Origin of the sequence: Verticiella alkaliphila (assembly GCF_018904615.1) — a bacterium.
Classification (GTDB): domain Bacteria; phylum Pseudomonadota; class Gammaproteobacteria; order Burkholderiales; family Burkholderiaceae_B; genus Verticiella; species Verticiella alkaliphila.
This window is the reverse complement of record NZ_JADCNH010000061.1, coordinates 1-12,696: the sequence shown is the minus strand read 5'-3', so window position 1 is coordinate 12,696 and position 12,696 is coordinate 1. Positions and strand designations below refer to the sequence as shown.

11 protein-coding genes and 2 pseudogenes are annotated in these 12,696 nt (G+C 68.2%); 10 read left to right on the top strand and 3 right to left on the bottom strand.

From position 1 onward, the window contains the following. Positions 1–844, bottom strand: an 844-nt coding sequence (locus IMZ29_RS21310) for a LysR substrate-binding domain-containing protein (protein ID WP_216188122.1), incomplete at its 3' end; no start/stop codon positions are given. A 90-nt stretch (positions 845–934) separates the two neighbouring features. Between IMZ29_RS21310 and pcaH the strand changes: the two genes are divergently transcribed. Both pcaH and pcaG read left to right on the top strand, forming a co-directional pair. Further along, entirely contained in the window at positions 935–1,642 is a 708-nt protein-coding gene (pcaH, locus tag IMZ29_RS21305) for a protocatechuate 3,4-dioxygenase subunit beta (protein WP_216188120.1), read from the top strand. 3 nt (positions 1,643–1,645) lie between these two features. Next, positions 1,646–2,233, top strand: a complete 588-nt coding sequence (gene pcaG / locus IMZ29_RS21300) for a protocatechuate 3,4-dioxygenase subunit alpha (RefSeq protein WP_216188118.1) — start codon at positions 1,646–1,648, stop codon at positions 2,231–2,233. Between the two features lie 57 nt (positions 2,234–2,290). On the opposite strand, the gene IMZ29_RS21295 is transcribed toward pcaG, so the two are convergent. Continuing rightward, complete coding sequence (locus IMZ29_RS21295; protein ID WP_216188116.1) at positions 2,291–3,184, bottom strand: helix-turn-helix domain-containing protein; 894 nt, start codon at positions 3,182–3,184, stop codon at positions 2,291–2,293. A 125-nt stretch (positions 3,185–3,309) separates the two neighbouring features. On the opposite strand from IMZ29_RS21295, the gene pobA reads away from it, so the two are divergent. The 3 genes from pobA (at position 3,310) to IMZ29_RS21280 (ending at position 6,376) form a co-directional block, all read left to right on the top strand. Continuing rightward, on the top strand, positions 3,310–4,482 hold the full coding sequence (gene pobA, locus IMZ29_RS21290; RefSeq protein ID WP_216188113.1) for a 4-hydroxybenzoate 3-monooxygenase: 1,173 nt from the start codon (positions 3,310–3,312) through the stop codon (positions 4,480–4,482). Positions 4,483–4,586: 104 nt separating this feature from the next. Next, a complete protein-coding gene (locus IMZ29_RS21285) occupies positions 4,587–5,558 on the top strand; it encodes a Bug family tripartite tricarboxylate transporter substrate binding protein (protein WP_216188111.1) in 972 nt (323 codons plus the stop codon). Between the two features lie 47 nt (positions 5,559–5,605). After that, positions 5,606–6,376, top strand: a complete 771-nt coding sequence (locus tag IMZ29_RS21280; RefSeq protein WP_216188109.1) for a GntR family transcriptional regulator — start codon at positions 5,606–5,608, stop codon at positions 6,374–6,376. A 33-nt stretch (positions 6,377–6,409) separates the two neighbouring features. On the opposite strand, the gene IMZ29_RS21275 is transcribed toward IMZ29_RS21280, so the two are convergent. Continuing rightward, complete coding sequence (locus tag IMZ29_RS21275; protein WP_216188108.1) at positions 6,410–6,988, bottom strand: ANTAR domain-containing response regulator; 579 nt, start codon at positions 6,986–6,988, stop codon at positions 6,410–6,412. A gap of 337 nt (positions 6,989–7,325) precedes the next feature. On the opposite strand from IMZ29_RS21275, the gene IMZ29_RS21270 reads away from it, so the two are divergent. The 5 genes and pseudogenes from IMZ29_RS21270 to IMZ29_RS21250 form a co-directional block, all read left to right on the top strand. Next, entirely contained in the window at positions 7,326–8,624 is a 1,299-nt protein-coding gene (locus IMZ29_RS21270) for a CmpA/NrtA family ABC transporter substrate-binding protein (protein WP_216188106.1), read from the top strand. An 88-nt stretch (positions 8,625–8,712) separates the two neighbouring features. Continuing rightward, positions 8,713–9,543 carry a nitrate ABC transporter permease gene (gene ntrB / locus IMZ29_RS21265; protein ID WP_216188104.1) on the top strand — a complete coding sequence of 277 codons (831 nt, stop codon included), beginning with the start codon at positions 8,713–8,715 and terminating at the stop codon, positions 9,541–9,543. Positions 9,544–9,545: 2 nt separating this feature from the next. Next, a complete protein-coding gene (locus IMZ29_RS21260) occupies positions 9,546–10,349 on the top strand; it encodes an ABC transporter ATP-binding protein (protein WP_216188102.1) in 804 nt (267 codons plus the stop codon). Positions 10,350–10,357: 8 nt separating this feature from the next. After that, positions 10,358–11,590 (top strand): annotated as a pseudogene (locus IMZ29_RS21255) (NAD(P)/FAD-dependent oxidoreductase); the annotation flags it as partial. A gap of 2 nt (positions 11,591–11,592) precedes the next feature. Continuing rightward, a pseudogene (locus tag IMZ29_RS21250) lies at positions 11,593–12,696 on the top strand (molybdopterin-dependent oxidoreductase); the annotation flags it as partial.

Genomic DNA, 12,696 nt, shown 5'->3' with positions numbered 1-12,696 from the left:
CAGGCGCACAAGCAGGCCGGCCGCCGATGTCGCCGTCGACCGCGCCGGGCGCCGTGAGCCAGACCTCGTCGCCGCTCGCGACCAAGGCGCGCGCGAGCGACACGGACAAGGTCTGCAGCGCCACGAGAGGCCGCGTCACGCCGGCAGCCGTTAGCAGCCCGTCGGCGGCGTGGCGCAACAAAGTGCCCGGCGGTGGCAGCACCAGCGCGACGCCGGCCAGGTCCGCCACGGCGAGCGGCCGGCCGCCGGCCAGGCCGTGGCCCGGACGGGCCACCGCAGCCAGCGGCTCGGCGTACAGATACTCGAAATTCAGGCCGCCCATGTCGGCGGGATCCGACAGACGGCCCACCACCACGTCCAGTTCCTGACGACGCAGGGCGTCGAGCAAGGCCGCGTTGTTGCTGGTCATCACTTGCGCGAGCGAGTCAGGGTGGCTGCGTCGCACCTCGCGCAGCGCCGGGGCGAGCACGGCTGCCGCCACCGTGGGCAAGGCGCCGATGCGCAACGGCGCCGCCGCCGCGCTCACCTGGCCGACGCTTGCCAGCGCGCGATCGAGCGCCTCGATGCAGGCGGCCGCGTGGGGCTGGAAGGCCTGACCGTGGGTGGTGAGCGTCACACCGCGCCGCTCGCGCACCACCAGCCGCACACCCAGAATGTCCTCGAGCTCGTTCAAGGTCTTGGTGACGGCAGGCTGCGTGATCGCGAGCGCCTGCGCGGCATGGCGCAAGCGGCCGAGGCGGGCCACCGCCATGAAGCACTGCAGGTGGCGCAGTCGCAACCGGCCGCCCGGCTTGACCAGGGCCGGATCCACCAGGCTGCCGCGCGCCAACGACGTCAATTCCATAACCAGAGCTCAATTAACTCCACACGATTCTTCAATTTAATTAACCGGAAGTAATGTGTAAAGTGGCGGCTCATTTCCAAGGAGACTTCCATGAGCGACACGCCGCTGCTCAGTCCGCGCGACTGGTCCAGTCACTCCGACTACCTCTGTCAGCCCTACAAGTCGACGCTGCTGCGCGGTCCGACCAAGCCGCTCGTGCCGCTCAAGCCGGCGTTGAAGGATCTGCTCGCGCCCGTCTACGGCCACGAGATCGTGGGCGAGCTCGATCACGATCTCACCCGCAACGCCCGCCAGAACGGCGAGCCGATCGGCGAGCGCATCGTGGTCACCGGCCGCGTCACGGACGAAGATGGCCGCCCCGTGCGCAACACCCTCGTCGAGATCTGGCAGGCCAACGCCGCCGGGCGCTACGTGCACAAGGTCGACCAGCACGATGCCCCGCTCGATCCGAACTTCCTGGGCGCCGGCCGCTGCATGACGGACAACGAAGGCCGCTACACCTTCGTGTCCATCAAGCCGGGCGCCTACCCGTGGGGCAATCACACCAACGCCTGGCGTCCGAACCACATCCACCTGTCGCTCTTCGGCCAGTCCTTCGCCAGCCGTCTCGTCACGCAGATGTACTTCCCCGGCGATCCGCTGCTCGCGCTGGACCCGATCTACCAGGGCACGCCCGAGAAGGCACGTGAGCGCCTCGTCGCGAAGTTCTCGCTGGACGTCACCCGCGCTGACATCGCGCTGGGCTACGTCTTCGACATCGTGCTGCGCGGCCCCCAACAGACTCCGATGGAGCAGTGATCCATGAAACTCGGCCAGACACCTTCACAGACCGTCGGTCCGTACTTCGCCTACGGTCTCACCCCCGAGCAATATCTGTACAACTTTCGCAGCGCCTTCCGCCCGGTGCTCGTGCGCGACGACACGCCCGGCACGCTGATCGAGATCCGTGGCCGCGTGTTCGATGGCGCCGGCAATCCGGTCGGTGACGCGATGATCGAGATCGCCCATGCGGACGCCGACGGCAAGTTCGTCGACACGCTGCAGGACGTCGAGCGCACCGGCTTCACCGGCTTCGGCCGCTGCGGCACGGGCACGGACCTCGCCAACCGCTTCAGCTTCCAGACCGTCAAGCCCGGCGCCTGTGGTCCGGACGAAGCGCCGTACGTGAACGTCATCGTCACGATGCGCGGCATGCTCCTGCACGCCTTCACGCGCATCTATTTCGAGGACGAGGCCGCGGCCAACGCCAAGGATGCCGTGCTCGCCAGCGTGCCCGCCGAGCGCCGCGACACCCTCATCGCCCGCCGCGAAGCGCGCGAAGGCCGTATCGCCTACACGTTCGACATCCACATGCAGGGCGATCGGGAAACGGTGTTCTTCGATCTGTGATGACCGGCTGCCTTGCGTGCGCAGGCAGCCTTCCTCAGGGTGCGCGCCGTTGGGGCGTCACCCCTGCGCTGGCGGGGCCTGTTCACTCAGGCTCTGCCGCGCCGCCCGCCGATACGCCGTTGGCGTCTGCCCGGCGTGCCGCACGAAGAAACGGCTGAAGTAAGCTGCATCGGCAAAGCCCAGCGTCAGTGCCACCTCCTTGACGCTCAAAGTGGTGAATGCGAGCTCGCGCTCGGCCTCGGCGAGCAGGCGGCGCTGGATCACCGTCAGCGCGGAATGACCCAGCACCTCGCGGCAGACCCGGTTGAGCTGGGTGGGCGTGATGCCCAACCGCCCCGCGTAGTCGTCGATGCTCCGGTGCTCCCGGAAGTGGCGTTCCACCAGGATGCGAAAGCGTTCGGCGTGGTGGTGCGCTCGCGTCGTCGTTATCACAGCCTGGACATGCGCCCGTGCACGGGCCGCGGCGAGTTGCACGAGCACCAGGGTCAGGCCCGCGAGCAAGGCTGCCTGCCGCCACGGCTGTGGCGGCGCCCCCCACGCGCTCATGAGCATGTGCACGGCGTGCGCGACGTCCTCGCGTGGCGCGCCCGCGTGGGCCAGGTCGTGAAAGACAGGCTCGACGAACGCCGCCAGCACCCCCGGCGGCACGCTCGCCTGCACGGCCGTGAAGACGAACCCGTCGATGTCCTCCGAGAACTGAAAGCCATGCGCCACGCCCGCTGGCACGACCAGGATGCACGGCGCCTGAAGTGTCACCTCGGCCGTCGCCATGCGTGCCCGCCCACTGCCCGCGGCGATGTACAGAATCTGCAAGAAGTGAGGATGGCGATGCTCGCGAATCTCCCAGCCGTGCAGTCGGCTGCGCGACGGAATCGATTCGCAGTGCAGCGGCTCAGGCAACACCCTGGCTGGCTGCTCGCCGTACAAGGCGTAGGTGGGCACCGGATGCATGACGTGACCGAGGCGAAGCAAAGGGGATGTTCGGATTGTCCTGTTTGTTGTCGGATCTGTCCATTGGCGCAGGCGCTGCGCGGGCCTAGACTGCTCGCAACATCCAACGATACGAGGAGACTCCCATGCGCGTTCAGGTCGCCATCATCGGCTCGGGCCCCGCCGGCCTCTTGCTCGGCCAGCTGCTCTACAAGGCCGGCATCAGCAACGTCATCATCGAACAACGCAGCAAGGAATATGTCCTCGGCCGCATTCGCGCCGGCGTGCTCGAACAGGGTACGGTCGATCTGATGGACGAGGCCGGCGTCGGTCAGCGCATGCACGCCGAAGGCCTGGTGCACGACGGCACGGAGCTCTGCTTCAAGGGTGAGCGCCATCGCATCGACTTCAAGAAGCTCGTGAACAAGACCGTGATGATCTACGGCCAGACCGAAGTCACGCGCGACCTCATGGACGCCCGCGAAGCCGAAGGCCTCACCACGGTGTACGAAGCCCACAACGTGAGCGTGCACGACTTCGACGGCGCCCATCCCAAAGTGCGCTACGAGCAGGACGGCGTGACCCACGAAGTGCAATGCGACTTCATCGCGGGCTGCGACGGCTTTCACGGCGTGTGCCGCGCGAGCGTGCCGCAGGACGCCCTGCGCACCTACGAGCGCGTCTACCCGTTTGGCTGGCTCGGCATCCTGTCCGATACGCCTCCCGTCTCGCACGAACTCATCTACTGCAACCACGAGCGCGGCTTCGCTCTGTGCAGCCAGCGCTCGCCCACGCGCAGCCGATACTACGTCCAGTGCTCGCTCGACGACAAGGCCGAGAACTGGAGCGACGAGGCGTTCTGGGCCGAGTTGCGCCTGCGCCTGGACGAGGAGGCCGCGGCGAATCTGATCACCGGCCCGTCCATCGAGAAGAGCATCGCGCCCCTGCGCAGCTTCGTGGCCGAGCCGCTGCGCTTCGGCACGCTCTTTCTGGCCGGCGACGCGGCGCACATCGTGCCGCCGACGGGCGCCAAGGGCCTGAACCTGGCCGCCTCGGACGTGCGTTTCCTCTGGCAGGCCATGGTCGACCACTACCGCGGCAATCAGGTCGCGCTCGAGCACTATTCCGAACGCTGCCTCTCGCGCATCTGGAAGGCCGAGCGCTTCTCGTGGTGGATGACCTCGCTCATGCACCGCTTCCCGGACACGGGCGAATTCGGCCAGAAGATCCAGGAGGCCGAGCTCGCCTACCTCGTAGGTTCCACGGCAGCGGCCACGTCGCTGGCGGAGAACTACGTCGGTCTGCCGTTCCAGGACTGAGGCGGATCAGGCGGTCCTCTGCATAGGACCAGTTGGTTCCATTGTCAGGCGAGCGTCCCGCACCTAGAGTGAGGGCAATAAATTGACACGACAACGGAGACATCATGTCCTTTGACCGCCGATTCGTCCTGAAGGCAGCTGCCGTGGCTGCCTGTGCGGTGCTTGCCCCGAGCATGCCCGCCCTGGCCCAGCAGGGCCCCATCACCATCGTCGTGGGCAGCCCTGCGGGTGGGACCACCGACACGCTGGCCCGGGTGATCGCCCAGTCGCTCAACAAGTCGCTCAACCGCACCGTGGTCGTGGAGAACCGCTCGGGCGCCGGCGGCAATATCGCCGCCTCCTATGTGGCCAAGGCTGCGCCGGACGGCAGCACCCTGCTGATGAGCTTCACCGGGCACACCATCAATGCCACGCTCTACAAGAACCTGGATTTCGATCCGGTGGCGGATTTCACGCCGATCACCCAGGTGGCGCGCGTGCCAAGCGTGCTCATCGCCCGACGCGGGCTGCCCTTCAAGGACGTGGCTGGCCTGATCGAGTACGCCAAGGCCAATCCCGGCAAGCTGAGCTTTGCCATCGGCGCCCAGGGCTCGTCCCTGCATCTGGCGAGCGAGCAGTTCAAGACGGCCACCGGCACCGACATCCTCAACGTGCCCTACCGGGGCACCGGCCCAGCCTTGCAGGATGTGATGGCCGGCACGGTGGATCTCATGTTCGCCAGCACGGTGAACGTGCTGCCGCACCGCAGTGGCGAACTCATCGACTTCCTGGGCGTCACCAGCCGCGAGCCGCTGCCGCAGTTCTCGGGGGTGCCCGCCATCGCCGCGACAGTGCCCGGCTTCGAATCCACGGCGTGGTTTGGCCTCTTCGGCCCGGCCGGCATGCCGGCCGAGACGACGGACACGCTGTACACGGCCATCAAGGCAGCGATCGACGACCCGGCCTACCAGAAGCGCATGCAGCACGAGGCAGCCACCGCCAACCCGATGCCGCCGGCCGAGTTCGCCGCCTTCATCCGTGACGACATCGCGCATTGGGCGCGCATCATCGAAGCCTCCGGCACCACGGTACAGTGAGGGGATGTCCCGGCACGCTGCCGGGACGCCCGAAGCACGCTGTGGCCATGTCCCTCGATCCCGTCCTGCCGCGATTCCACCAGCTGCGGCTGATCCTGCGCGAACGTCTTGCCCGCGGCGTGTATCCCGCGGGCCTGCCCCTGCCCGGGGAACGCCTGCTGGCGCAGGAGTTCGGCGTGGCGCGCGTCACCGTGCGCTCCGCGCTGGCACGTCTGGCTGAAGAAGGCCTGGTGGTGCGATTGCGCGGCAAGGGCACACTGCCCGCCCCGGATGCGGCGGTGTCCACGCCCACACCGCTGCGACGCGGCGGCTTGCTTGACAACATCGTGAGCATGAGCCTGCGCACCCGCGTGAACGTGCTCGAGCGCACGGTGACGCCCGCGCCCGCAGCCGCGGCCAGTGCCCTGGGGGTGGCGGTCGACACCCCCGTGCTGCGTGTGCTGCGGGTGCGCAAGCACAAGGCCCAGCCAGTGTCGTATTCCGAAGTCTATCTGCCGGCCCGGCTGGCGAGCGCCGTCGAACGCTTCACGCTGCAGGAAGTGCCGATGCTCGTGGCGCTCGCCAAGGCTGGCCATGCCGTCACGTCGGCGGACCAGGTGCTCGGCGCCGTATTGGCCGACCCCACCGCGGCGGGCGCGCTCGGGGTCTCGCCGGGCACACCGCTGCTTCGGGTCACCCGCATCGGCTACGTGCAGGACGGCACAGCCGTGCAGTACTTCGTCGGGCTCTATCACCCGGAGCGATACGAGTACCACATGCGGCTGTCACAGGACGGCATGGGCACGCGGGTCTGGATCGACCAGGATTCGGGCGGATGAGACGTGGCCTCCCGTGGCACCTGACAATGCTCCTCAGCTCTTGAGCCAGCCCGCCACGTCCACCAGCTCACGGGCCACCTCGCCAATGCGCCGCTGACTCTGCATCGCGCGCTCGCGCAACAGCCGATAGGCCTCCTCCTCGCTGACGTTGCGCATCTTCATCATGAGGCCCTTGGCCTTCTCCACCCACTGACGTTCGGCCAGGCGCTGTTGCGCCTCCGACAGCGCCTCGCGCCGTGCCTGCTCCACGCCAAAGCGCTCGATCGCCACATCCAGCAAGCTCTGGATGCGCGACGCCGGCACCTCGCCCACGACGTAGGCCGCCACGCCCGCCTGCAGCGCGTCGCGGATCGCCGTGCGGCTGCCGGCGTCCGTGAACATGACGACGGGACGTGCCGTGCGTGCGCTCGCCACGCAGACGCCCTCGAGCGTGTCGCGCGCCGGCGCGTCCGCATCGATGAGCACCACGTCGGGTGCCGCTTTCAGAATAGCGGCCTCCAGATCGCGGAGCGGCCCGCACTCGGCCACCACGTGCACGCCCGCCTCCTCGAGCGTGCGGCGCAGGCTCGCCGCGCGGCCCGAAGCGTCGTTGATGAGCATTACCTTGAGCATCGCGTCCCTTCACCCGGCGTCTGCCACCGGCTGAGAGGTCATGCAGCATCCATGCCATGCGCTGCCGGCGCGTAAGCGTGCACTGACGAGAGCGACGCCGGTGCTTGCCGCACCATGACAAGGCAGCGCCGCACCATGGTGAGGATCGTGACGCCTGGCGGCCCGCAGCGCATCGGCCTGCGCAAGGGAGCGACGCAGGATTGGCACGAGCCTTGCATGACCTGGCATGACGGCCAACGGCGGTCGTCATTGCTGCTTCGCAGCCCAGGAACAACGACGTTCCGTGATCCCGATCCCCTGCGCTCGGGACACGGGACGTTTTTTTTGCTTCAGGAGAATGATCGTGGATGCTCGCAACCCTGTGGACCCGGTGACCGCTTCGACCCTGCCGACGGACGCGTCCCGGCGACAGTGGCTCAGCACCACGGGCAAGACCGCGATCGCCTTGGGAGGACTTGGCATGCTGGATCCGCTCGTGCGAGCCGGTGCGTGGGCCGCAGGCTCCGACGCGCCCGAGAAGAAGGAGGTGCGCATCGGCTTCATCCCGCTCACCGACTGCGCCTCCGTCGTCATGGCATCCGTCCTTGGCCTGGACGAGAAGCATGGCGTGAAGATCGTGCTGTCCAAGGAGGCGTCCTGGGCAGGCGTGCGCGACAAGCTCGTCAACGGCGAACTCGATTTCGCCCACGTGCTGTACGGCCTCATGTACGGGGTGAACCAGGGCGTGGGTGGCGCGCGCACCGACATGGCCATCCTGATGTCGCTCAATCAGAACGGACAGGCGATCACGCTGTCCAGCAAGCTCGCCGAGGCGGGCGTGAAGGGCGGCGAAGACCTGGCCGCGCACATGAAGGCCAACCCGCGTGAATACACCTTTGCCCAGACATTTCCCACGGGCACCCATGCCATGTGGCTCTACTACTGGCTCGCCAGCCACGGCGTGCACCCGATGCGCGACACCAAGATCATCACGGTGCCGCCGCCCCAGATGGTCGCCAACATGCGCGTGGGCGCCATGGACGGCTTCTGCGTCGGCGAGCCCTGGAACGCCCGCGCCATCATGGACAAGGTCGGATTCACCGCCAACACCACCCAGGACATCTGGGTCGATCACCCGGAGAAGGTCCTGGGCTCGACCGCCGCCTTCGTCGATCGTCATCCGAACACGGCGCGTGCGGTGACGGCCGCCGTGATGGAGGCTGGCCGCTGGATCGACGCCTCCCAGGACAACCTGCGCAAGACGGCACAGACCATCGCCGCGCGCGCCTATGTCAACACCAGCGCCGACGCCATCGTCGATCGCATGCTGGGCAAGTACGACGACGGGCGCGGCCGGCAGTGGCAGGACGCGCATCCCATGCGGTTCTTTGGCGACGGCGCGGCGAACGTTCCCTATCTGAGCGACGGCATGTGGTTCCTCACCCAGCACAAGCGCTGGGGACTGCTGGGTGAACACCCGGATTACCTGGCCGTGGCCCGCAAGATCAATCGCCTGGACATCTATCGCCAGGCGGCCAGCGCCATCGGCGTGGCGGCACCCGTATCCGACATGCGCGCCACGACCCTCATGGACGGCGTGCGCTGGGACGGCAGCGATCCGGCCGCATACGCCGACGGCTTCGCGCTCAAGGTGTAGCAGCACGCAGGGCATACGCACCGCGGCATCCTCGCTCGCGCCGTGTTGATCGAGAAGGTACTGGCGCATTGCGCCCTGGAGATAGGACATGAACACACTGGCTTCCACGGCCCGGCCCGTGGCCTCGCGACTGGCCTGGCGCGGCCACGCCGAGACCGCGTTGCGCGCCGTCCTCGGGCCGGCCGCGGGCTTCGCGATCTTCCTGCTGATCTGGCAGGCCATCGCGCTGGCGATCCCCGACATTCCATCGCCCGCGCGTACGTGGGCCGCCGCCCGCGAGCTCTTTGCCGAGCCCTTCTACGACAACGGCCCGAACGATCGCGGCATCGGCTGGAACGTCCTTGCCTCGCTCGAGCGTGTCGCCAAGGGCTTCGGGCTGGCCGCCATCGTCGGGATACCGCTCGGCTTTCTGATCGGCCGCTTCACCGCGCTGCACGCCATGGCTGCGCCCATCATCGCCCTGCTGCGCCCGGTGTCCCCGCTGGCCTGGCTGCCCCTGGGCCTGCTGCTCTTCAAGTCCGCAGACCCCGCCGCGATCTGGGCGATCTTCATCTGTTCGATCTGGCCGATGATCGTCAGCACCGCCGCCGGCGTGGCCCGCGTGCCGCAGGATTACCTGAACGTCGCACGGGTACTCGATCTGTCCGAGTGGAAGGTCTTCACCAAGGTCCTGCTGCCCGCCGTGCTCCCGCACGTGCTCACGGGCGTTCGCCTGTCCATCGGCACGGCCTGGCTCGTGATCGTGGCGGCCGAGATGCTCACCGGCGGCACGGGCATCGGATTCTGGGTCTGGGACGAATGGAACAACCTCATGGTCGAACACATCATCATCGCCATCTTCGTCATCGGCATCGTCGGCCTGGCGCTCGAGTGGGCGCTCGTGCGCATCGCCCGTCGCTTCACTTTCACGGAGGAATGATCATGCCTGCTGCCCTGCGCATCGAGGACGTCGGCCAGACGTTCAACACCCGCAACGGCCCCTTCGTGGCCCTGCGCGACATTCACCTCACAGTGCAACCCGGCGAGTTCATCAGCCTCATCGGTCACTCCGGTTGCGGCAAATCCACGCTGCTCAACCTCGTGGCAGGTCTTACCCGCCCGACCGAGGGCGTCCTGCTCTGCGCCGAGCGCGAGATCACGGGCCCCGGGCCGGATCGCGCCGTGGTGTTCCAGAACCACTCGCTGCTGCCCTGGCTCACCTGCTACGAGAACGTGCTGCTCGCGGTGGACCGCGTCTTTGCCAGTCGCGAATCGCGCGACCAACGTCGCGAGCGCGTCCTGGCCGCCCTCGCCCTCGTGGGCCTCACGCACGCCCAGGCCAAGCTGCCGCGTGAGATATCGGGCGGCATGAAGCAGCGCGTGGGCATCGCCCGCGCGCTCGCCACGGAACCTCAGGTACTCCTGATGGACGAGCCCTTCGGCGCACTGGACGCGCTCACACGCGCCCACCTGCAGGACGAGTTGCTGCGCATCGTGGCGCAGACGCGCTGCACCACGCTGATGGTGACCCACGACGTGGACGAGGCCGTGCTGCTGTCCGATCGCGTGGTCATGCTCTCGAACGGCCCGGCCGCCACCATCGGCGAGATCCTCGATGTCCCGCTCGCGCGTCCGCGCAGCCGTCTGGGCCTGTCCGAAGACCCCGTCTACCAGGCCTGCCGCGCCGCGGTGGTCGACTTCCTGCACCGCCGCCACACCCACCCGGCCGCACTCGTGCCCGCCTGAGACCTCGCATGCCTGCCCCCTCCCGCCCCCGCCTCGTCGTGATCGGCAACGGTATGGCCGGCGTGCGCGTGCTCGAGGAGCTCGTCGCGCGCGTGCCGGATCTCTACGCCATCACCGTCTTCGGTGCCGAGCCCGTGCCCGGCTACAACCGCGTCCTGCTCTCGCCGGTCCTTACCGGCGAACAGGATCTGGCCGACATCGTGCTGCAACCGTCGGCCTGGTATGCGCAGCAGGGCATTCGCCTGCGTCTGGGCTGCACGGCCACGCGCATCGATCGCGTGCGTCGGGAAGTCCATGCCGACGACGGCTCAGTCACGCCGTATGACCGCCTGGTGCTGGCCACGGGGGGAGAGCCGGTGACCCTCACGGTGCCGGGCCATGATCTCGACGGCGTGCAGACCTTTCGCAGCGTGGGCGACGTGGAGCGCCTGGTCGCGGCAAGCCAGGCCGCGGCCACGGCCGTCGTGATCGGCGGCGGACTGCTCGGGCTGGAGGCGGCCATGGGCTTGGCCATGCGCGGGATGCAGGTGAGCGTGGTGCATCGCGGTCAGACACTCCTGGATCGTCAGCTCGACGCGCAGGCGGCCGAACTCTTGCGCACGCAGCTCCAGGCGCGTGGGCTCGCGCTGCTGCTGGGGCGCGAGACCGATGCGCTGCTCGACGACGGCCAGGGTGCGGTGGCGGGGGTTCGGTTCCAGGATGGCACCGAGGTTGAGGCCCGGCTCGTGGTGATGGCCGTGGGCGTGCGGCCCAACACGCGCCTCGCCAGCGACGCCGGATTGCAGGTCGATCGCGGCATCCTGGTCTCCGACACCTTACAGACGTACGACCCGCGCATCTACGCCATCGGCGAATGCGTGAATCACCGTGGCCAGGTCTACGGCCTCGCCGCCCCGGCCCAGGAACAGGCACGCGTGGCGGCAGATCATCTGGCTCGTGTCGGGATCGGCCGCTATCGCGGCAGCCTCACCGCTGCCACGCTCAAAGTCACCGGCATCGACGTCTTCTCGGCAGGCGAATTCGATGGCGGCGACGACGACGAGACCATCGTCATGACGGACGCGCAAAGCGGCCTCTACAAGAAGCTCGTGATTCGCGATGATCGACTCGTGGGTGCGTGCCTGTATGGCGATACCGCCGACGGCGCGTGGTATCGCCGGCTCATCGACAGCGGGCTCGCGCTGCCCGCGCTACGCGAGGACCTCATGTTTGGCGATACCGCAGGCCAGGAGGGCGTCACGCCATGATTCCGATTCGGCCCCTTCCCGAGACGGATGCTGCCGTCGTTGCCTCCGTGTGCTGTTACTGCGGTACGGGCTGCGGCGTGCGGGTCCATACCCGGCATGGCGAGGTGGTTGAGGTCGAGGGCGACCCGGACCACCCCGCAAACCACGGGCGGCTCTGCAGCAAGGGCCTGAATCTGGGCGCGACCGTGCGCGGGGATGCGGCGCGCGTGCTGCAAGCCAGCGCGCGCGCCTCGCGCACCGCGGCGCACCAGCCGATGCCGCTCGGCGAGGCAACCCGCCTCGTGGCTGATCGCCTGGCAGCGATCATCGAACGCCATGGCCCCGGCGCTGTCGGCTTCTATTTGTCGGGTCAATTGCTGACTGAGGACTACGCCGTCTTCAACAAGTTCGCGCGCGGCCTCGTCGGCACCAACCATATCGACACCAACTCGCGGCTGTGCATGTCGAGCGCAGTCACGGGCTACAAGCTCACGCTCGGTGCAGACGCACCACCCGCGAACTACGAAGACCTGGCGCTCGCCGACTGCGTCCTGATCGCCGGCGCCAACATGGCATTCGCCCACCCCGTTCTCTTTCGCCGGCTGGAGGCGGCCAAGGCAGCCCGACCGGGCATGCGCGTGATCGTCGTGGACCCGCGCCGCACGGACACGGCATCGCTTGCAGATCTGCATCTGCCGATCCTGCCGGGCACGGACGTGGCGCTCTTTCACGCCATGCTGCATGTCCTCGTTCGGGACGGCCATGTCGCGCGTGACTACATCGGGGCGCACACCGAGGGCTTCGAGGCGCTCGAGGCGATCGTTGCGGCATTCCCGCCCTCCCGGGCAGCAGATCTGTGCGGCGTGCCGGCAGCCGACATCGAGACGGCAGCCCGCTGGTTCGGCGAAGCCGGCGCCGCGCTCTCGCTCTATACGATGGGGCTGAACCAGTCCTCGGCCGGCACGGACAAGAACGCCGCCCTGATCCACCTGCATCTGGCCACGGCGAACATCGGCCGCCCGGGCGCCGGGCCGTTCTCGCTCACCGGCCAGCCGAACGCGATGGGGTGGCCGCGAGGCGGGCGGCATGGCCACGCTGCTGCCTGGCCACCGCGACCCCGG